General features: G+C 65.7%; 18 protein-coding genes and 3 pseudogenes. 15 read left to right on the top strand and 6 right to left on the bottom strand.

The annotated features are described in order from the left end of the window. Positions 1-48 precede the first annotated feature (48 nt). The 3 genes from WMF17_RS44465 to WMF17_RS44455 all read right to left on the bottom strand — a co-directional run bounded on the left by WMF17_RS44465 (position 49) and on the right by WMF17_RS44455 (position 2,908). Positions 49-1,113 carry an extracellular solute-binding protein gene (locus tag WMF17_RS44465; RefSeq protein ID WP_437647002.1) on the bottom strand — a complete coding sequence of 355 codons (1,065 nt, stop codon included), beginning with the start codon at positions 1,111-1,113 and terminating at the stop codon, positions 49-51. Positions 1,114-1,670: 557 nt separating this feature from the next. Continuing rightward, entirely contained in the window at positions 1,671-2,624 is a 954-nt protein-coding gene (locus tag WMF17_RS44460; protein WP_437647000.1) for a pseudouridine-5'-phosphate glycosidase, read from the bottom strand. A gap of 59 nt (positions 2,625-2,683) precedes the next feature. After that, a complete protein-coding gene (locus WMF17_RS44455; RefSeq protein WP_437646998.1) occupies positions 2,684-2,908 on the bottom strand; it encodes a helix-turn-helix domain-containing protein in 225 nt (74 codons plus the stop codon). A 72-nt stretch (positions 2,909-2,980) separates the two neighbouring features. On the opposite strand from WMF17_RS44455, the gene WMF17_RS44450 reads away from it, so the two are divergent. From WMF17_RS44450 to WMF17_RS44385, 14 genes and pseudogenes are all read left to right on the top strand, one after another. Continuing rightward, on the top strand, positions 2,981-4,012 hold the full coding sequence (locus WMF17_RS44450) for an SDR family NAD(P)-dependent oxidoreductase (RefSeq protein WP_437646996.1): 1,032 nt from the start codon (positions 2,981-2,983) through the stop codon (positions 4,010-4,012). Continuing rightward, complete coding sequence (locus WMF17_RS44445) at positions 3,912-4,199, top strand: hypothetical protein (RefSeq protein WP_437604376.1); 288 nt, start codon at positions 3,912-3,914, stop codon at positions 4,197-4,199. Before WMF17_RS44450 ends, WMF17_RS44445 begins: the two co-directional genes overlap by 101 nt. A 513-nt stretch (positions 4,200-4,712) precedes the next feature. After that, positions 4,713-5,267, top strand: coding sequence for a TetR/AcrR family transcriptional regulator (locus WMF17_RS44440; RefSeq protein WP_437646994.1), 555 nt, complete (start codon positions 4,713-4,715; stop codon positions 5,265-5,267). Further along, positions 5,264-6,136 (top strand): SDR family NAD(P)-dependent oxidoreductase, encoded by an 873-nt coding sequence (locus tag WMF17_RS44435; protein ID WP_437646992.1) that lies wholly within the window; start codon positions 5,264-5,266, stop codon positions 6,134-6,136. The genes WMF17_RS44440 and WMF17_RS44435 overlap by 4 nt, the downstream gene beginning before the upstream one ends. A 102-nt stretch (positions 6,137-6,238) precedes the next feature. Beyond that, a pseudogene (locus WMF17_RS44430) lies at positions 6,239-6,363 on the top strand (SDR family oxidoreductase); the annotation flags it as partial. A 20-nt stretch (positions 6,364-6,383) separates the two neighbouring features. Then, positions 6,384-7,457, top strand: coding sequence for an MBL fold metallo-hydrolase (locus WMF17_RS44425; protein ID WP_437599593.1), 1,074 nt, complete (start codon positions 6,384-6,386; stop codon positions 7,455-7,457). Between the two features lie 482 nt (positions 7,458-7,939). Continuing rightward, positions 7,940-9,631, top strand: a complete 1,692-nt coding sequence (locus tag WMF17_RS44420) for a glycoside hydrolase family 43 protein (RefSeq protein ID WP_437599592.1) — start codon at positions 7,940-7,942, stop codon at positions 9,629-9,631. A gap of 555 nt (positions 9,632-10,186) precedes the next feature. After that, positions 10,187-10,315, top strand: a complete 129-nt coding sequence (locus WMF17_RS44415) for a hypothetical protein (RefSeq protein ID WP_437599591.1) — start codon at positions 10,187-10,189, stop codon at positions 10,313-10,315. Next, a pseudogene (locus tag WMF17_RS44410) lies at positions 10,282-10,845 on the top strand (hypothetical protein); the annotation flags it as partial. The gene WMF17_RS44415 and the pseudogene WMF17_RS44410, both read left to right, overlap by 34 nt. Positions 10,846-11,283: 438 nt before the next feature. Continuing rightward, the gene (locus WMF17_RS44405; protein ID WP_437646990.1) at positions 11,284-12,492 is read left to right on the top strand and encodes a winged helix-turn-helix domain-containing protein; all 1,209 of its coding nucleotides are present in this window, start codon (positions 11,284-11,286) and stop codon (positions 12,490-12,492) included. Positions 12,493-12,535: 43 nt separating this feature from the next. Continuing rightward, positions 12,536-13,353 (top strand): annotated as a pseudogene (locus WMF17_RS44400) (hypothetical protein). A gap of 63 nt (positions 13,354-13,416) precedes the next feature. After that, positions 13,417-13,911, top strand: a complete 495-nt coding sequence (locus WMF17_RS44395; protein ID WP_437646988.1) for a carboxylesterase family protein — start codon at positions 13,417-13,419, stop codon at positions 13,909-13,911. Then, a complete protein-coding gene (locus WMF17_RS44390) occupies positions 13,853-14,395 on the top strand; it encodes a hypothetical protein (RefSeq protein WP_437646986.1) in 543 nt (180 codons plus the stop codon). Before WMF17_RS44395 ends, WMF17_RS44390 begins: the two co-directional genes overlap by 59 nt. Continuing rightward, positions 14,323-14,904, top strand: a complete 582-nt coding sequence (locus WMF17_RS44385) for a hypothetical protein (protein ID WP_437646985.1) — start codon at positions 14,323-14,325, stop codon at positions 14,902-14,904. The genes WMF17_RS44390 and WMF17_RS44385 overlap by 73 nt, the downstream gene beginning before the upstream one ends. 1,019 nt (positions 14,905-15,923) lie before the next feature. Here WMF17_RS44385 and WMF17_RS44380 read toward each other — a convergent pair. Further along, entirely contained in the window at positions 15,924-16,409 is a 486-nt protein-coding gene (locus WMF17_RS44380) for a hypothetical protein (protein ID WP_437646983.1), read from the bottom strand. Positions 16,410-16,476: 67 nt separating this feature from the next. Beyond that, positions 16,477-18,975 (bottom strand): hypothetical protein, encoded by a 2,499-nt coding sequence (locus WMF17_RS44375; protein WP_437646981.1) that lies wholly within the window; start codon positions 18,973-18,975, stop codon positions 16,477-16,479. 466 nt (positions 18,976-19,441) lie between these two features. Here WMF17_RS44375 and WMF17_RS44370 point away from each other — a divergent pair, with 466 nt between their 5' ends. Beyond that, positions 19,442-20,026: a tyrosine-type recombinase/integrase gene (locus tag WMF17_RS44370; RefSeq protein WP_437651463.1), complete on the top strand. Its 585-nt coding sequence runs from the start codon at positions 19,442-19,444 to the stop codon at positions 20,024-20,026. 210 nt (positions 20,027-20,236) lie between these two features. On the opposite strand, the gene WMF17_RS44365 is transcribed toward WMF17_RS44370, so the two are convergent. After that, complete coding sequence (locus tag WMF17_RS44365) at positions 20,237-20,530, bottom strand: helix-turn-helix domain-containing protein (RefSeq protein ID WP_437646979.1); 294 nt, start codon at positions 20,528-20,530, stop codon at positions 20,237-20,239. Positions 20,531-20,859: the final 329 nt, after the last annotated feature.

Raw genomic sequence — 20,859 nt, 5'->3', positions numbered from 1 at the left:
CGCAGTCCTCCCGACCCGAGGAGGAGAGCCATCCCATGGTCTTTCTCATCAGGGCGGTGATGAGACGTTCAGTTGCTTCAGGATGTCGTCTCGCATCTTCTTCCTGACCGCGTAGAGACCACGGTTTGGAAAGGGCGCACCGGCCTCGATAGCACCTCGAATCGAAGCGTAGTGCCTGTCACCCTTCACCTCCGGCAGCTCGAAGGCCGACCTCGTCGCAGGAATGAGGTACCGCGGAGGGACCTTGTCGGGACACTCCTCCGCGAACAAATACCATTTCATGGTAGAAGGACTATTGATGTATTTCACGAAATTTCGCGCGGCGGCCATGCACTCGTCGTCGCAACCCTTTCGAACCACGAATGCGTCCGTGAACAGCAGAAGATTACGACCATCGCCGAAGGGCGCCGGCGCGATGCCGATGCGCTCCGGGTCCTTGGCGACTCGGAGCGCAGCGTGAAGACGCTCCGAGTAACCGAAGGTCGCCGCGACCTGGCCTTGGCCGAATTCCTCGGCAGCTTTGGTGGTGTCGTCGTACTTGCCGTCCGCGGTGATGCACACGTTGGAGCCGGTGGCCTCGCATTGACCGAGCGTGCTCTTCAGGGACCCGATGACAGACATGTCCAGAGTTGCGGAGATCGCGTTCGCCACATCTCTCTGGGGATATGTGTCCCGCCATGCGTCGAGGTAGAGGCTGGGCAACGTCCAGCTTCCAGCCGCATCGCCGACCAATGAAGGCGCTGCGCCGCCAGAGGCCTTGAGGGCCTTCACGAGATCGCCCGCCGTCTTTGCCTCGAGGACTTGCCTGCTTCGAGAGAGGATGAACTCGCTGCACATCAGGTGGGGCACCCCGTACATCTGCGAATCAACGGTAGAAGCTTCCCTCGCCGGCGCGAGCCAGTCCCCTGTATCGACATCCGCGGGCCAGGCTTTGATGACGTCGCGGTCCTTGACTTCACCAAGGACAAGGGTGTCCAGCTCAACGACGTCGAAGCGCGGTTCGCTGGTCCCCATGTACTTGGCCAGGACATCCGGCGAGTAGAGGGCGTCGTTCGGGTCGGCCACCGTGATGCTCACGCAGCGCTTCGTCGTCTCGAAGAACTCGCGCTCCATGCGGAGTCGCATGTGAACAAACGAATCGTTGGGTTTGCATGAAGGGACGTAGGGGAAGAGAAGCACTCGAAGCGGCGCAGCACAGACGGATCTATCGGCCGTCGATGAGGCGACTTGAGCCGGGGAGGCGGCCGGCGGACTGGCGACGTGGGCCATTCCGCCTTCTGTCGTGCTGGAGCAAGCCAGCACCGGAGCCGTGGCCAAGCACGCCATAGCAGCAAAGCGGGGGCCCAGGCGTTCATGTTGCTTCATCATTCCTCTCGAATCAGGTGGTGACCAGGTGGAGCGCAATGCCAGCATCGTCGCCGGGCCGGGGCAGGAGTCAACCCCGTCCGGGCCGGCCGGATCCTCTCCGCGCCTGGATCATCGCCGGACTTTCGCGTCGCGGATCGGCCGGTGAGGTTCAGGCGCTCGGGTAGTCTCAGGGCGCCCTCCGGCGACGTTACCACGAGGACGTTCGGCCCGCGTCACCGAGAACCCAGGTCGGCGAACGATCCGTCAGACCGTCAGCGAGAGCTAACCTGCGATGAATGGCTGGAGCACGCGGTCGGCCTCGCTCATGCCGTGGCCTTCGGCTTTGCCCTCGGCTTGGCCCCGAGCTTGCTCATCGCCACCGCGATGTCCGCCGCCGCTGCCGCGTTGTTCTCGACCAGAGCGATATTGGCGATGAGGCTCTTGCCCTCGGTGAGCTCGAAGATGCGCTTCAAGAGGAACGGCGTCAGGTCCTTGCGGCTCACGCCCTCTGCCTCGGCGCCCTTGATCGCCTCCTCGATCCGCGCCTCCATCGCCCTGGCGTCCATGGCATGGCTTTCGGGGATCGGGTTGGCCACCAGGACCCCACCCATGCCGAGCTCGAACTGCAGCGCGATGACCCTGGCCGCTTCCTTGGCGCTCTCGACCCTGTGGTCCACCTTCTGCCCGCTCTGCCGCGCCCAGAAGGCCGGGAAATCCTCGGTCTTGTAGCCCAGGACCGGCACGCCATGGGTCTCCAGCGTCTCCAGCGTCTTGGGGATGTCGAGGATCGACTTGGCCCCCGCGCAGACCACCGCCACCTGCGTCTGACGCAGCTCCTCGAGGTCGGCGGAGATGTCGAAGGTCGTCTCCGCCCCGCGATGCACGCCGCCGATGCCGCCCGTGGCGAACACCCGGATACCGGCCCAGGCCGCCGTCATCATCGTGGTCGCCACCGTCGTTCCGGCCATCGCGCCCGAGACCAGGAGCGCCGCCACGTCGCGCCGCGAGGCCTTCGCCGCCTTGCCGCCCGCCTTGGCCAGCCGCTCGAGATCTTCGGCCTTCACGCCCACCTTGAGCTTGCCGTCCATGATGGCGATCGTCGCCGGCACGGCCCCGTTCGAGCGGATCACCGCCTCCACGCGCTGCGCCATCTCGAGGTTCTGCGGATAAGGCATGCCGTGCGTGATGATGGTCGATTCCAGCGCCACCACCGGCCGGCCGTCGGCGAGCGCTTTCCTGACCTTGGGCGAGAGGGAGAGGTGGTCCTTGATCGACACGGTGGAATCCTTCGGCTGCGGGGTTTGGCGCCTGAGCAAGTCAAAGCGCTTCGGAGGCGTCAAGCCCCAACTGCGGGACCTGCCCTGGGTTGACAGAGCGTCACGCCCAGCTGCCGGCCACCTCGCGGGGGCTCGGCCGCCGTCCCGAGGCGCTGTTCCGGGTGCCGCACGGCCAGGCTCACCGCCGATGGCGAGACGGCGAGCCTGCGCGCGGCGGCGGAGAAGGAGCCCAGCTCCGCGACCAGGAGGAACTGCTCGACACCGTCAAGTCCGGGGACGCCCATGATTGTGAAGTTATAGCTTCAAAGTCCTCGTAGCGCCTTCGCTGTTCTCTTTGCCTGCTTCGCGTCGCATGGATGGTGCGTCTTCAACCACGAGGAGCACGAACCATGGGCAAGTCGAGCGATGCGGTAGTCGTCGTCACGGGCGTCAGCACCGGGCTCCGGCGCGCCTTCACCGAGGCCGCGCTCGCGGAAGGGCATCAGGTCATCGGCACCGTGCGCACCGAGGAGGCGCGCGCTTCGTTCGAGGCGCTGGCGAAAGGCCGCGCGCACGGGCGCATCCTGGAGATGACGAGCACGGAGGCCATCACCCCGTTCGTCTCCGAGGTGCAGCGCGACTTCGGACGCATCGACGTGCTGGTAAACAACGCGGGCTACGGCCACGAGGGCGCGGGCGTCACGTGCATCGAGCCGGGCGGCTTCCGCACCGACTGGGCGGGGCGCTCGCTGGTGCGCTCCGAGCGTCGCATCAAGGACTACGACGCGGTGATGGACCCGATCCGCGCGACGCGACGAGCGAGGCACGGAAATCAGGTCGGCGATCCCGCGAAGGCCGGCCGGGCGATGCTCGCGATCCTCGGCGAAGAGAACCCACCCGCGCACCTCGTGCTCGGCACCGACGCGCTCGCGCTGTGCTCTGCGCGGGGCCCCGCGCAGATCGAGCGAGGGCTCGCTCACCTGAGCGAGCCCTCGCTCGATCCGGACAGCCCAGACGCCGCGGCCGAGCGCGCGAGCCGAAGGGCTCGCATGGTCCGACTCCTGCCAAGGGGATCACGCCTCCGCCGCGCCGGACGTCGCCGCGGGGCGCCGTTTTCCGCTCCGGTGGAGCGGCTCGTGCATGACTATCGCCTCGCCAGGATCGGTGAGGCATTCTGGAAGGAACATCATGAACGCTCAGGATCGTATCAAGAACCATCGTATGGCATCCGTCCTCTGGCTCGCGCTCTCGCTGGTCCCGCTCGGCGCCGGCTGTCAGGTGGAGGCGACCGACGGCGCCTCCGAGTCGATAGAGTCCGGGGCGGAGGAGCTCAAGGTGGGCGGCGGGGGCGAGGGGAGCGCCTGCGGCGGCATTGCCGGCCTCGACTGCGAGCACGGTCTGTTCTGTGAGTACGAGCCCAAGGCGATGTGCGGCGCCGCCGATCAGACGGGCATCTGCGCGCCCATCCCGAAGGCGTGCACGAAGGAGTTCGTCCCGGTCTGCGGCTGTGACGGCAAGACGTACGGCAACGCGTGCGCCGCGAGCGCGGCGGGCGTGTCGGTGGCTTATCCCGGCCGGTGCGCTGCGCGCCGGTGAGGGGGCACCCCGGGGCCTCCAGGGCGACCCGACCCGGCCCGGTTCGGGTCGCGAGAGCGGCCGGTGACGACCTCGATCATCGTATCACCGATCGCGATCCGGAATAGCGTCCCCGCTCGGGTCGACGGCGCATGAATCCGCCTCGAACATCTCTTTGCGGACCCCGATCACGAACTCTGCCCACGATCTCAGGGCCTTGGTCGCTGAAGCGGTGGCGGAGCCCGTCCCCAGAGGCGGTGCGCCGCATCCTCGATCATTTCAACCTCCCCACGCACCCGCGAACGGCAGCACCCGCACGCGACCCAACGTGCGAACCGATGGCGTTCGGCGTCGACGCCGCGTAGCTGGGCACACCACCCGCCCCCGTCATGGCGAGCGCACGCCGCCCTCGTCGAGGCACAGGCGAGGCCGGCAGCCGGCACACAGACCTCCCCGACCGCCCAGTCTTGGGGCCACCTGGAACATCTTGACAAAATATGCTCTCATTGTCACAATGTCTTCATGACAGCGACGATGACAGACGACGAGGCAGCCGCCCGCCGCGCGAGGATCCTGACCGCCGCGCGCTGGTGCTTCCTCAACTTCGGCTTCGCGAAGACGGCCTTCGAGGACATCGCCAGGCGCGCCGGCCTCTCGCGCACGCTGCTCTACCGGATCTTCAAGGACAAAGAAGACATCTACCGGGCCGTCTTCGTGGACTGGCTGGTCTCTCGGCACCCCGCCGCGAAGGAGGCGGCGAACGGCCCGGGCAGCGCCTATGAGCGCTTGCTCAGCGTCTGCCGTCTGATGGCGCTCGAGCCCTGGGCCGAGATGGTCGGGGCGCCGATGGGGAGCGAGTTCCTCGAGGCGTGCGAGCGAATCGATCCCGAGAGCGAGGCGCTTTATCGCAAGGTCGCGCTCGAGTGCGTGGCCGCCATCCTGGGCGATGAGGCGAGCGCCGAGGTCTTCCTCCTCGCGCTCGACGGGTTGTTCGCGGGCCGACCGTCGGTGGAGGTGCTGGAGCAGCGGACGCAGCTCCTCGCAGCGCGCTTCGCGCCTCGCTCGTCGAAGAAAGGAGCGCGGTCATGACAGCGTCACCTGAAATCCAGGAGATCGCCATAATAACCGGTGCGTCTACCGGCATCGGCGCGGCCACGGCACGCGAACTGGCCCGGCGGGGGTTCCACGTCCTCGCGGGTGTCCGGCGCGACCGCGATGCCGACGCAATCCGGGGGCCGGGTATCGAGCCGCTGATCCTCGACATCACCAGCCCGGACCACATCCAGGCGCTCGCTGCTCGGGTGCGCGAAGACCCGCAGCGCCGGGCAGTGCGGGCGCTCGTGAACAACGCCGCCATCGGCGTCAACGCGCCGGTCGAGGTCTTCGCGATCGACGAGTGGCGACGCCTGTTCGAGGTGAACCTCTTCGGCCACATCGTCGTGACCCAGACACTCCTGCCGGCCCTGATCCGCAGCAAGGGTCGCGTGGTCAACATCAGCTCCGTGGGCGGCAAGATCGCCGGGGCCACCTATGGTCCTTACGCAAGTACAAAGTTCGCGCTCGAAGCCGTCAGTGACTCCTTGCGACGCGAAGTCGCCCCGCTCGGCGTCCAGGTGGTCGTGGTCGAACCGGGCGCGGTGCGCACGGAGATGCCCGGCCGGGCGATCGCCACCGCCAATGAGATCGCGTCGGCCATGACGCCCGAGCAAAGCCAGCGCTACGGCGGGCTGGTGCAAGCCATCACCGCGCAGACCGCGTTTTACACCAAGTCGGGCCTGCCCGCTGACGCCGCGGCCAAGGTGATCGCCAAGGCAGTGACGGCGCGCAAGCCGCGCACTCGCTACACCATCGGCCGCGAGGCCGCGCTGCTCCCTTTGGTGCGCATCCTGCCTGACTGGATACTCGACCTCCTCTTTGCCGCTGCTCTGCGTCCCCACTTGCCCGAGCAGAGCAAATGAGCGCCACGACTCCGCTGCCGCTCGCCGGTAAGTCCGCGCTCGTCACCGGCGCGGCCCGCAGCATCGGCGCCGAGATCGCGCTCCCTCGGCGCGGCGAGGCGCCGAGGTCGTCCGACCTCCAAACTCGCGAACATCCTCTTCACGAAGGAACTCCAGCGACGGCTGGAGGGCACGACGGCGCTCGCCAACTGCTCCGACCGGGCATGGTGCGGACGCAATTCCCAGCTCGACTAGCGGGAGACGGGGCATGAACTTTCGTGGTCTCCGGCTGGAACGAGTCCGCGCCTCGAAGCAGTTCGATGGAGACCGTTTCCGCAATCCGGCGGGGCGGTGGAGGGCGGGGACAGGCGACGTCCTTCGTGTGCTTCCCGAGCTTCTCTCCGGTGGTGCCAAGCGTCGGCCCAAGGCCTCCTTGCCGACGACGCGCCCCCACGAAGCATGGGGGCGTCCGGTCAGCTCCGGGCTCCGCACGACGTGGCTCGGCCACAGCACCGTGCTCATCGAGATCGACGGCTATCGAGTCCTGACCGATCCCGTCTTCGGCGAGCGGGCATCCCCGGTCTCCTTCGCGGGCCCGAGGCGCTTTCACCCCGTGCCGGCAGGGCTCGGGGAGGTACCGCCGCTCGATGCGGTGGTGCTCTCCCATGACCACTACGACCACCTGTGCGCGACCACGATCGCCGGTCTCGCGCGCATGCCGGCGATCCCGATCGTCACGTCGCTCGGGGTGGGCGCGCACCTCGAGCGGCTGGGAATTGCGCCAGAGCGCATTCACGAGCTCGACTGGGATGAATCATGCGACGTTCGCGGGTTGCGCCTCATCGCGACCCCGAGCCAGCACTACTCAGGTCGCAGCCTGAACGATCGGGACACGACCCTCTGGTCGTCGTGGATCATCCAGTCAGATCGGCACAAGGTCTTCTTCTCGGGCGACACGGGGCTGACCGAACAGTTCCGCGAGACGGGTGAGACGTACGGGCCGTTTGACCTCGTCATGCTCGAGATCGGCGCGTTCCACCCCGGCTTCGAGGCCATCCACTTGGGCCCCGAGAACGCGCTCAAGGTGTTCCAACTGCTGGGCGGCGGGACCTTGCTGCCGGTGCACTGGGGCACCTTCGATCTTGCGCTCCACGCATGGGATGAGCCTGCGGAGACGCTCGTGCGGCTCGCTGCCGAACAGAGCCTACGGGTCGTCACACCGAGCCTTGGCCAGGTCATCGAACCCTCGCAGCTCGATGCCCCGACACCTTGGTGGCGAGACCTCAAGTCGAGGGAGGCGCCTTCCCGCCCCTCGGCCGAGCAGCTTCAACCGCACCTGTAACAGCGACAGGTGACCCGATGTCCAACTCAACCAATGACCCATCGAGAACTGCGGCTGCCCTCAACGTCGTCTTCGCGACGAGGTGGTCGCCCAGCCCTCTCACGGTGCGGAGTGCGGAGCGGGAACCTGCTCACCTCGCTCGACGCGAGTCTTGCGCGCCTCGGCCGCAACAGCATCGATCTCTATCAGGTACACACGCCGCTCCCGTTGGTGTCCCGGCGAGCCGGCGGCGCCGCTCGAGGGTGCAGGCGCCCAGGGCCGACGACCTCGCCGGCGTGAAGACCGCGCTCGTCGGCAGCGAGCCGCTCGCAGCGTCGCTTTTCCAGCACGGAGGCGGATCGCGCAAGGACCCCGCTGTCACCTGGAGTGGGCGCGCCGATTCGCCCGTGACATCCTCGAATCGTTTCACTTTTCCTTCCCCCCGTTTCTCGATATCCTCGGCGCGAACGTCCTCTGGACCATCGTCGGTGAGCCAGTCATCCATGCCTGATACCGTCATCCGTAATCCGATCCTGCCGGGCTTCAACCCCGATCCATCCATCGTCCGCGTCGGCGATGACTACTACGTCGCGACCTCGACCTTCGAGTGGTACCCCGGCGTGCAGATCCACCACTCGCGCGACCTCGTGCACTGGCGTCTGCTCTCGCGTCCGCTCGACCGCGCGAGCCAGTTGAACCTGCTTGGCGACGGCGATTCGTGCGGCGTCTGGGCGCCGTGCCTGACGTATGCGGATGGCCTGTTCTGGTTGATCTACACCGACGTGAAGCGCTACGGCCGGACCAGCGTCGGCGGCGCATCCGGCGCGTCGATGCGCGACTTCCACAACTACCTGGTGACCAGCCCCACCATCGACGGCGAGTGGTCGGATCCTGTTTATCTCAACTCGAGTGGCTTCGACCCCTCGCTGTTCCACGATGACGACGGCCGCAAGTATCTGAGCAACATGCTGTGGGACCACCGGCCCGGCCACAATCGCTTTGCCGGCATCGTGCTCCAGGAGTACTCGCACGCCGAGCGCAAGCTCATCGGGCCTGTCACGAACATCTTCAAAGGCACGCCGATCGGCTACACCGAAGGTTCGCACATCTACAAGCGCGGCGGCTACTACTACCTGATCACCGCCGAGGGCGGCACGTACCAGGGCCACGCCGTCACCATGGCGCGCTCCCGTGACCTCACCGGCCCGTACGAGCTGCACCCCGAGACGTACATCCTGACCTCGCGCACTCGCGCCGACGTAGAGCTGCAGCGCGCGGGCCACGCTGACCTTTGCGATACGCAGTCGGGCGACGTGTACATGGTCCACCTGTGCAGCCGTCCCATCCCGAACCGCGGGCGCTCGACGCTCGGCCGCGAGACCGCGATCCAAAAGATGGTCTGGTCGGACGACGGCTGGCTTCGCACGGCCGATGGTGAAAACATTCCGCGCGTCGAGGTCCCAGCCCCCGGCCTGCCCGCGCATCCCTTCCCCGCCCCAGCCGCGCGCGAGGACTTCGATTCACCGCGGTTGCCGATCGACCTCCAATGGCTGCGCTCGCCCTACCCCGACGAGTTGTTCAGCCTCACCGCACGTCCCGGTCATCTCCGGCTCTACGGCCGCGAGACGCTCGGCAGCCTGTTCCGCCAGTCGCTCGTCGCACGCCGCCAGCAGGCGCACTGCTACACCGCGGTCACATCGGTCGACTTCGCGCCCGAGCATTATCAGCAGATGGCCGGTCTCATCTGCTATTACAACGCGAGCAAGTTCCATTACCTGCACATCTCGCACGATGAGACGGTCGGGCGCTATATCCGGATCATGTCGGCGATTCCGGATGGGGTCATGGCGGACGCCTTCAGCGCACCCGTCCCCATCCCGGACACCGCGCCCGTGCACCTGCGCGCCGAGCTCGACCACGACCGGCTCTACTTCGCCTACAGCCTCAACGGTACGGACTGGAGCTGGTTCCCCGAGCACCTGGACGCCAGCATCCTCTCGGATGAGGCCTCCGCGCCCGGCCTTCCGAACTTCACCGGTGCGTTCGTCGGCATGGCGTGCCAGGACATGTCGGGCACCGCGCGCCCAGCCGATTTCGACTACTTCGAGTATCGCGAGCGCGAGTACCTGATCGACCCCAGGCGCCCACAGCGTCACTTTCCCAGGATCGAGGCGGGTAAGGAACCTTGTTTTTGACCGCGGGGCGCGGCCGTGATGGCTCACCCCGGGTCAGGTGGTCGGGAGCGGTTCACAACAAACCGGCTCTTCGTCGGCATGTTCGTCGGCATGGCGTTCGGTGCCGCGCTGGGCGGCGTGCTCTTCGCCCAGTGGGGCTGGCTGGCGGTGACGGCTCTCGCCTCGTCGACGGCGGCCGGCGCGCTCATCGTCCGGCGTGTGTCGAGCTCGCGATCCGTATGTCCGAATCCACGCAGGGCGGCCAGCAGGCAATGAACCGCCGCCCCTCATCCGGCGCGCTCCAGCCCCCTCGCCCCGCGGCCAAAGTGGCATATTGACCCGGCGTTCGACCGGAGAACAATAAAGCGAGGATCACGACCAGAAAAGCGTATGGGTTTCGGACCTACGAACACGCGGAGATCGCCCTCTACCACGCGCTCGGGAACCTGCCGGAGCCCGAATGGCTCACCCACAAATTTTTCTGAGGAGGCAGATTTCCTCGTCTGGTCGCCCGAGAGCTCGGCGCGAACGTTCGTGTTCCCACCCGGAGAGCCCTCCGAGGATCTCGGGCTTGCCATGGCGGTGCTGGTCCTCGCGTCGGGGCTGAAGGGGCACTGCGCGGCGAAGCTCCTGTCGACGGACTTCATGACGTTCATGCTCCAGGCGCTCGCGCGCGGCCGATCGACGCGGGCCACCCCGGCTTGACGCTGACGCCGCTGGTGCTCGGGCCCGAGGGCGTCCCGGTCGTCACCGACGCCGAGCAGGCGAAGGCGGCGCCCGAGGTGGTCGTGCTCTCGGCCATGGCGCACGGGCGGGGGGAGGCGGCGGAGGCGATCGGCGTGGCGTTCCTGGCGGCGGCAGCCGGGCTCGATGAGGAGCGCCGCGCCGTGTACGGGGACCTGGTGCTATCCTCGTTGAACGGTGCGGCGAGGCGGACGTTGGAGGCGATGATGAAGAGCGGATACGAGTTTCAGAGTGACTTCGCGCGCAGCTACGTGGCGAAGGGCGTGGAAGAGGGCGTGGAGAAGGGCCGGAAGGAGGGCCGGCAGCAGGGGCTCCTCGAAGCCAAGGCGCAGGCCGTGCTCGCCTTCCTCGAGGCCCGCGGGCAGGAGGTCCCTGCCGAGGTCCGGGAGCGCGTCCTCGCGAGCACCGACCTCGCCGAGCTGGACCGCTGGATCCGCCACGCTGCATCCGTCGGCGACGCCAGGGAGCTGCTCGCGACGACGGGCTCCTGAGCCACCGGCGCGGGCAGCGTCGTCGATGCCTGTCGGCTCATCGGGCCTGCCCGCGCTCGCTCGGGGTTGACTACCCCAACCTCGGTCGGGTCGCTCCGACGAGCTCGATGCGGCTCCACACGTCGCCCTCACACGATCCCTCGGCTTCGATCCAAGCCGCTGCCGCGCCGCAGGCGGGGTCAGCACCAACGCTCCGTCGGTCGCACCTTGTGTGGCATCTTGAGCTGTTCGCGACCTGGACGCCACGCGGCTCCGCCTCGCGCGCCGCCTGTTCGCGTCGCGGATCTGCCGATGGGGTTCGGGCGCTGGGGTATTCATCCTCCCGCACGGATTCAGCATCATCGCGACGGGGCGTGGTGAGGTGGCGCCGCAATATTGTTCTTTCTTTGTTCGGGCTCCAGGTTCTAGGGTGCGGGCCCCAACGGACAGAAGGCGCGGATGAAGGACACCCTGTCGGCGGCGGAGGCCCGGCGCATCGCGCTGGCGGCGCAGGGCTTCCGGGCGGAGCGACCCGGGACGGCGACGACGAAGCAGCAGCTGACCCGGCTGATCGAGCGGCTGGGCGTGGTGCAGATCGACAGCGTCAACGTCGTCTCGCGCACCCATTACCTGCCGGCCTTCTCGCGGCTGGGGGCCTATCCGCGGCCGATGCTGGAGGAGCTCGCGTGGGCGAGGAAGCGACCGCTGTTCGAGTACTGGGCGCACGAGGCCTCGCTGCTGCCGCTCACCACCCAGCCGCTGCTGCGCTGGCGGATGGCCGACGCGCACGACGGGGTGGGCGTCTGGAAGGGTGTGGCGCGCTTCCTGCGCGAGCACCGGCCGGTGGTGGACCGGGCGCTGGAACAGATCCGCGAGCGCGGGTTGCTGGCCGCCTCCGAGCTCGAGATCGGCATGAAGGGGCCGGGCGGCTGGTGGGGCTGGAGCGACGCCAAGCGGGCGGCCGAGTGCCTGTTCTGGATCGGCGAGCTGACGACCGCCACCCGGCGGGGGACCTTCGAGAGGGTGTATGGCCTGCCGGAGAGGGTGCTGCCCAGGGCGGTGATCGAGGCGCCGACGCCCGCGCGCGAGGACGCCCAGCGCGCGCTGATCCGCATGGCCGCCCGGGCCCTGGGCGTGGCGACCGAGCGGGATCTGCGGGACTATTTCCGCATGGGGGTCGCCGAGACGAAGGCGCGGGTCACCGAGCTCGTCGAAGCCGGTGAGCTGATCCCGGTGGGCGTGAAGGGCTGGCGGGAGCCGGCCTTCCTCGATCCCGCCGCCCGGCGGCCGCGGCGGATCGAGGCCTGCGCCCTCCTCTCGCCCTTCGACAACCTGATCTGGTTCCGCGAGCGCACCGAGCGGATGTTCGGCGTGCGGGTGCGGCTCGAGATCTACACCCCCGCGGAGAAGCGGACCCACGGCTACTACGTGCTGCCGTTCCTCGAGGGCGATGCGATCACCGCGCGGGTGGACCTGAAGGCCGATCGCAAGGCGGGCGTGCTGGTCGTGCAGGCGAGCCACGCCGAGCCCTGGGCCGGCGCGCAGACGCCGGAACGGCTGGCGGGCGAGCTGCGGACCATGGCCGCGTGGCTGGGGCTGGAGCGCGTGCGGGTGGAGCCGAGGGGCGACCTGGCGGAGCGGCTGGCGGGGGCCCTGTCGGGCGGATAGCCACGAACGACACGCCAAGAACCGGCCGACGCTGGCCGCCGAGATGCTCCAGGACGCGCTCGGCCAGCCGGTGCCGGCCTTCACGGAGGCGCGCGTCGAGTGCTCCTACCTGACGGAGATCATGCCCCCCGACCGCCGAGCGGACGTCATCGTCGTGCTGCTGGTCGGCGAGCAGCAGCGGCCCGCGATGGCCATCGTCGTCGAGGTCCAGCTCGGCGTGGACCCGGACAAGCCGTACGTCTGGCCGGTTTACGTCACCCAGACCAGGGCCCGGCACCGCTGCCGACCCGGCTGCTGGTCGTGACGATCGACGCCGGTATCGCGCGGTGGTGCTCGCGGCCGATCGAGACGGGCCACCCCGGCTTGACGCTGACGCCGCTGGTGCTCGGGCCCGCGGGCGTCCCGATCGTCACCGATGCCGAGCTGGCGAAGGCGGCGCCCGAGGTCGTCGTGCTCTCGGCCATGGCGCACGGGCGGGGGGAGGCGGCGGAGGCGATCGGCGTGGCGTTCCTGGCGGCGGCAGCCGGGCTCGATGAGGAGCGCCGCGCCGTGTACGGGGACCTGGTGCTATCCTCGCTGAACGGTGCGGCGAGGCGGATGTTGGAGGCGATGATGAAGAGCGGATACGAGTTTCAGAGTGACTTCGCGCGCAGCTACGTGGCCAAGGGCGTGGAGAAGGGGCGCCTCGAAGCCAAGGCGCAGGCCGTGCTCGCCGTCCTCGATGCCCGCGGGCTAGAGGTCCCTGCCGAGGTCCGGGAGCGCGTCCTCGCGAGCACTGACGTGGCCGAGCTGGACCGCTGGATCCGCCGCGCTGCCGCCGTCAGCGACGCCAGGGAGCTGCTCGCGACGACCGGCTCCTGAGCCACCGGCGCGGGCAGCGTCTTCGATGCCTGTCGGCTCGCCGTCGGCGGCGACGTCGTCGTCGTGACGATCAACTTCCGACTCGGCATCTTCGGGTTCTTCGGATACCCCGGACTCGACGGCTCAGGGACCTTCGGTCTGCAGGATCAGCAGGCGGCGCTGCAATGGGTGCAGCGCAATATCGCGGCGTTCGGCGGCGATCCGGGCAACGTCACCCTTTTCGGCGAGTCGTGGGGTGCCTTCGCCGCGAGCGCGCAGCTCACCTCAGCGGCGGCGGCTGAGTTATTCCATCGCGTCGCGCTGCAGAGCGGTTCGCGCTGGCGGACTATCCGGCGGGCACGTTCTATCCGGGCCTGCCCGCGCTCCCGCCGTTCTGGTCGCCGCTCGCCGACCTGCAAGCGACGGGGGAGGCGCTCGCGGCCGAGCAGGGGTGGGTCGAACCGGCGAGCGAGACGGCCGTCGCGCTCGAGCGCTTGCGCCGCCTGCCGGTGTGCGCCGCGTGCCGATGGACGAGCTGCTGCCGCACACGGCGCGCTTCGTCATGCCGGCGTTCGGTGACCCCGTGCAGCCCGAGAGCCCGGCCGATGCGCTGCGGGCGGGTCGATTCCATCGCGTGCCGGTGCTCTCGGGCGCCACGCAGGACGAGGGCCGGCTGTTCGTCCCGCTGTTCTACGAGTTCGCGGGCGCGCCGGTGACGCCGCAGCGTTACGGTGAGCTGCTGGTCGAGGCGTTCGGCGAGGCGGCTGAGCAGGTCGAGGCGCGCTACCCGGTCGAGGCGTACGACTCGCCGGCCCTCGCGTGGGCGGCCGTGATCACCGATCGCGTCTGGTGGCGCGCCACGCAGGAGCAGAACCGATCACTGGCAGCGCACACGCCGGTGTTCGCCTTTGAATTCGCCGACCGTGATGCTTCTGCGGCCGTCGGCGCGCCGCCGGGCTTTCCCTCGGAGCGCTTCACGCCTCGGACGTCGTGTACCTGCTGGATTTCGTCGGGGAGGCGTCCGGGCTCGCGCCCGAGCAGCAGCGGCTGTCGCAGCAGATGATCGCGACCTGGTCCCAGTTCGCGCGCACGGGGGATCCGAACCGCCCCGATCTGCCGTCTTGGCCGCAGTTCCGTGGGGGTGACGCGCCGCACGTGCAATCGATTGTCTTCCGGCCTGGCGAAGCGCAATTATTCTTCGGCCTCTCCCTTTGGGGGGAGCAGTTGCTCCACGACGCTGCCTTCAACACTGAAACCCTTGAAACTGTCGAGGGAAACAAGGTATGGGCGATCCGAAATAACCCCGCGCTTCCTGGATGCTGCGTGGAGTGGAATCCACCGCTTTCCTTCGCGCCGATCGTAGAGGTACACGAGCTTGTCCATTTCCAAGTGCGCACCGTTTACCAGGAGTCGGCCTGCACGCTGGACGGCCTCGGGCAGCTTCTCAATCGCCTCTTCGACGATCACGAGATCCTTCGTATCAATCAGGAACTGTATAGTACAATCCTGATTTCGTATGGTCAGCTCGTAAAGAACTTCACGCTTCGAGTGCGCGTCGACAGCTCTCGCTAGCTTTGTCTTGACCCAAGTGAGAGATTCCAGCACGGAATCAGCGGCCTTGTCCCCGAGCCGTTCTCCGAATTTCTGCAAAAACGGGGTCTTGAGGAGAAGATACGAGGGAAGAAGAATACTTATGACGGTTTCGACATTTAGAGTCTTGCGCACACGACGGTCTACGTCGCGGCTCACAAGCGAAGGAGCGGATGCAAGCAAATCAGCGACCATATCGGGTGATAGATCGTGACGCGTGAGGCCGAGTTGGAAGAAATGATCTGTGTCAGAAGGATCCGAATCGGTTGGTAAATGATCAGAGGGACCGTCGTCCGTCAGGCCCACATCGGCGAAGGTGGGAAGTTGGCTCAGATCATAGGTGCCGACCACGCCCACAACAACATGTTTTGCGTCGGCAGGAGAGTAGAACTTCTTGGCGGCGATTACTCGTCCGATCGGTTGGACGATGGGGTTGTGCTCGGCAAGAGACCAGAGGGGGCCATCTTGAACACGAAGGACCATATCTGTGAGCGCTTCTTCGGCCATCACGTCGCCATGCGCATCCACTGAGGATGTCGCGAGAACCCCCAATATGTAGTGAGTGAAGTTTTCTTGCGGAAAAAGCCTGTAGGAGCTGATGTTCTTCAGCACGTCATCGTAGAAGGCCATTACCTCGGGGAGTTCCGCATCGGTTCTTGCCATATGTTTCCTCGGATTCTTCCTGCGTCGCATCTTCCGTCTAATGATCCACGGGTCAGCTGCGGGGCACCCTGCCGAGCGAAGCGAGGCTGGGCGCTCCGTTGGATGCAGTCGCTTGCTGGGCCGCCCCAGCTTGCGACGCGCGAGGCAACCCAGCTCAGTTCGTTGGCCATCTCGGCAACCGACGCCACACGTAATGCGAGCGCCCTCTTCGAGGTATCGAGCTGAACGACGTGGTCGAGATGTCAGCGCTCTTCATCAGGAACCACGAGATTAATTTTCCCACTGCGCGGCCGTACGTTGTCGAAGTACACGGTCACTGGATCGTGAACTGCCCTTGCTCACTGTCCATTCCACGTGGGACTAGCATCCAAAATTCGTGTGCGATGACCGACCGCCCCGGAAGGAGGCGTGGCACCCGCCCGCTCACCATCTGCGCAAACTGCCTGTTCACGACAACCTCGACGGGTCGATACAGCTCCGGAGGAACGAGACTCCCCGCCCTCGGTTGCGGGTTTTGTCAGGCTCTGGTAAACGGCGTGCGCGACCGCCTCGCGCACGGCAAGGTACTTCTGCTCGGCCTGCGCCGCGAGCGTAACGTTCGGCAGGTTGCGCGCGCCCGCGTCCTCCGCGAGCAACGCCGCGTCGTCCAGGATACCCGCATAGCCGGGCAGCGCCTTGCGCAGCCGCGCGGCCTGCTCCGGCTTGAGCGGCGGCGAGAGCGCCATGTCCAGCGTGTCGGCCACCTCACGGCTGCTCGGCGACCCGGCCGGCCTGCCGCTGCTCGGCTTCCTGGTGGGCTTGGAGCGCTTCTCCTTCGTCGTCATTCGAGGAGCCGCGGAGCCCGACCGTCAGTAGAACTTTGAATTTTGACGTGAATTGGAGGGCATCTGCCTATTTCCGAGAAAGGCCCTGTAGAAACGCTCCTCCGAAAAATCGCTGTCCAATTGCCTCTACGAGCGGACTTAGCCACGCCGGACGCTTACCTGGTGCTCCGAGCCGATTCAGCTCGTTTCTTTCGCGTCGCGCGAGATAAATCAGGAGCGTGCGTGTCTTCTCCTCGTAGCGTTCAAGCCACGTTCGATTTTGATCTCGATGCATGAGCTCAAGCGAAGAAAACACATCGACGTCGTACACGATTGTATCGTCGGTTAGTCCGCGAATGTACTCACGATTGAAGATTAGGACGTCGAGGTAATATCGACCGGCAGCTCCAAGTCGCACAGTGTCCGTCGCTCGCCAGGGGGGCTCTGGCTTTGAAAGAGAGTTGATGAGGCCATACCTCCCAAGGCGGTCCAACGTGCTTGCGACGTGGCCCGAAGCATGACCAATGGCGCCGAGTCGCTCTGTAACGGATTTTACAGCCATGTCGGCGGTGCCTCCGGGTTGACGCGCCTGCCACGATAGCAACTGCAAGATCCGTAGCGCCGTAAAGTGGCTTACGACTACCATTGTCGCCACCTGGAAGATGTTGATGATCTTGGACAGACCTTCGCTGTACCGCAAAGAACCCATGCGCATAACCGACCGAAGGAATGCCTCTAGCGGCGCCCCAACGTCTGCTCGCTGGTGCTTCTCGCCATGACGAAATTCCCTAAATAGGCGGTCTAGTTCGGTGTTAGGGCTGACGGCAAAATCCTCGAGAAACTCCAGCGCACGGCGCACATTCGTGCCAGCAAGCGCTTGTATACACTCCTGAATGCCCCGCCCCTCCCCGAGAACCATTTCCGAAAGAATGTCAGCAAAATCCAGGACGCGATCTGAAGGCGCCCCCGCTAGCGCTCGTTCAAATCTTCTTGCTAGGCGCCCATCCGTCCTCAGTTGCTTTTTCGCGTACTCAAAGCGACGCCTCGCAACCTCAACGAAAGGAGGCGGACTAATTGTGAGCACGGTGTGGCGCCCAACATCTAGAAATCCACCAGTTTTGCCGCTTTCATATGTGGTCTCACGAAGAGAGGTCACAATGGTGGCGTTAGTGTTTCGGGCAAGCGTTTGCGCGAGTTGAAAAACGACCTTCTCAAATTCTGGCGTGCCGCGATCAACATTATCGAGAAGTACCGTTGCTGTCAGGTCGCGCTTGTCAAGGTATCCTAGATATGCTTTAAGATGGTTCGCCGGTTTCTTGAGATGATCTTGAATCAATGAGTCAGCGCGAACATCCTCTTCAGCTGTGTCGCGAAGACTTACTGGCAGGGATGCTCGCATCCGCCGAATTTCCCCCGCAAATATCTCTCGGAGCAAGTTGTGCTCAAACGGACTCAGCTCGACATATGTTTCATCGGCCTGAACGAGGATGTCGGCGCATACCTCATCAACAAGTCGATCGTGATTGAATGCCTCTGCGTGCGTCTGAGTCCTTGGTTCCAAATCAACGTGAAGCAATACGCGACTGTTGTCCTTGTGATGCGCTGACAAGCGCCTTCGGGTAATCGCTAGGAAGGTCGACTTTCCGCTGCCAGCCCGACCAATCACGAGCAGCGACGCACCAAGACCACGTCGTTCCGAGTCACCGAATGGCGCTGACGAGTCATCGGTTCGTCTAAGCTTTGTCGCGGTCGGCTCCAAGTCGTGGGGAAGTGTGTACCCGACGAAGGACTCCAGTCGTTTCAAGTGTTCATCGGTCGCCTCGCTTGAAACATAGCACCGCTCAAGCATCTCGGCGTGGTCTGCGCTTGTCAAGTCGCCGAAGCAGATCCCCATCAGCACCGTGAGCGGCGCGACCAGATAGTTCTTCCCCGTGGGTGCGCCAGGACTCAAAGACTCGTTTAGGCGCTTCGCAAACGCCGGTACTAGGCTTCTCCCGCTAATCGCAGTCGACATTAGATTCTGATCTGCTATGCCGCCAGGTGATAGATAGTCGACGAATTCTTGAAGATTTGTGCTGATGTCGTCGAGGTCGTAGTAGACGATAGCTTGAAGGTCTTCGGCGTTTATGTTGTGCGCCCATGCTAGAGAGGCGATCCACTGAGTTCCATTGGTAACTACAAATGCCTGGGTGCCAACGCCGACGCAGTACTTCTGCGCTTGCGAGATGGCGTCGCTCAGTATTTTCCCGTGGTGCTCTCGAAGCTGCTTTAACGGTAACTTCCGCACCTTCTTTGACGACGGAAGCTGAAACGTCTTGCCTGCACGCTTGGCTTCGACGACCATCCGGATTGTTTCACCCTTGTGAACATGGTAGTCTAGCCATTCGCGGGATTTGGTGTCAGTGGGGGCCCAGGCCTTCACGTACTCTTCAGGGTTAAACTCTTCGATCGGCCAGTCTAGGACGTAGGCAAGCACCTCGTTAATGAAGAGGAGGCGCGTAGCAGCCTCATTGAGCGGCTGCCCGGACAGCGAGGCCGCGCGTCGAATGAGACTATTTATTGCTTCTGTGGGGGAAACCTCGGCCATCGTCGTCCTCGATTTCTCAGCCTAGAAATGCTGGGCCGCGCGCAATCTTCTTCTTTTCCGAGTTGTGGGGTGGGAGCCCTACGTGCAATCGCGTGTGCCTCGCGATCCGAACGTCCCAAACATCCGCCTAACGCACGAATGAGCCGTAGCGCGATGTGCCGTCGGATCCGCCCGATTGTTAGCCAGCCTCTTCATGATTGCCCTCGGACGTGAGTTGCGGGATGCGATGCGCATCTGATTCGTCGCGCCTGAGCGCTGCGATCTCCGCTTCGGCGTGTGCTATCGCGACGTCCACGCAGAACCAGGCGCTGTGCGCGCTCCGCTTCCTTTGCAAGCGGGTCCTGGACCTGCAGATATCCCGGCTCGAAGCGCTTGAACGCGCTCGCCGGCCAGCGCATCTCCCCACGGTCCTCTCGCGGCAGGGCACGCTCACCTTGCTCGACACCTCGTCCCGTCTTTTCGACTCATTGGAGAGTTCCTCTGCGGAAGCGGACTCCGCCTCTTCAAAGAACTTTCGATTCGCGTCAAGGATATCGACCGCGATCGACGAAAAAATATGGCTCCCCGCGAGAAAGGACAGCATGATCGGCCGGCTTTGATCCCTGCTCGAGCGCGCGACGAGCTGCACGCCCAGCTCGACTCGGTGGCGCGGCGGCACAAGAAGCAACTCGCGACTGGCCGCGGCGAGGTCGACCTGCCCTACGCTCTGCGAGGGAAGATGCCAGGAGCAGTCACCAGCCTCGCGTGGCAGTACCTCTTCCCCGCCTCTCGTCCTTGCATCGATCCAGCGGTTGGTCAACAGGTCCCCCACCACCTGCATGAATCCCCAGCCCAAAGGGCCGTGCACGATGCCGGATGCGTAACCTGGATCACCAAACGCGCGACATGTCCTACCGTCCGTCACAGCTTCGCGCTTCACCTGCTCGAGGCGGGCACCGCTATCCGGACGATTCTGACAATGCTCGGCCACAAGGATGTGCGCACCACGATGATCTGCACCCACATCATCGACCGCGGGCATCTCGGCGTCGTCAGCCCCGAGGGCCGCTGACCGCCGGCTCCGCGTGGCGCGCCTTGAACTCCGACCCCACCCCGTCGTGCCGCCCGCACTCATCGTGAAAAGGTAGCGTAGCCGACGGCTACCCCGCCTTGTCAAGGAGACCAGCGCAGGGGCGTGCGGGCGACACGCCGGACCGTCAAGTCCGAGCCAAGCGCGCGGATGGCCGCGGGCTGTCGAGATGCGGAGACTGCGGAATGACTCTCAAGCGCCGGCGGGACGCTTGCGCGGTCGGCCGCGCTTGATCTCCGGCATCTCTGCAGGCCGGAGGAGAACCCCAGGCGACACGTCGAGCGCGTTCGCGAGCCGAACGAGCGCGCCCAGGCTCACGCTCTGCCGCATGCCTTCGATGTCCTGCAACGTCCGGAGATCGAGCTCGGCAGCCTCCGCGAGGCTCTCCTGGGTCATGCCGCGCTTCTGGCGCAGACGCCGAAGGTTCGCGGCGATGTAGACCAGAACGGTGTCCAGGGCGAGCGTTCGCACCAGGTCGCCGTACACCGTTGCCTGGTCCAGAATAACGCGGCCCGACCGTGCTTTTTCTTGACGCTTCCTGCAGGCAGCCCGTAGGGTTGCAGGACCACGAATAGTGCCGCCCGCGGGTGCTGGTGACACCCCGGGCGGCGTGGCCGAACCCCGCAGACACGAGGTCCGACATGGGAACAGTACGTTCACGGCCTGAACAGGGCCAAGAGTTCGATCCGCCCTCTCGCCGCCGCGCCCGCTCCGGCGTTCCACGCCCGCTCGGGCAATGGCTTGGCAAGCGCGGGTCTCCCGCCACGCATCCCGCCGTCTACTTGGACATCAGCGCGATCGTCGATCAAACCCCC

Origin of the sequence: Sorangium sp. So ce362, from assembly GCF_051519845.1 — a bacterium.
Lineage (GTDB): Bacteria > Myxococcota_A > Polyangia > Polyangiales > Polyangiaceae > Sorangium.
Note: the sequence above shows the minus strand (reverse complement) of the source record. Positions and strands in the feature narration are given on the sequence as shown.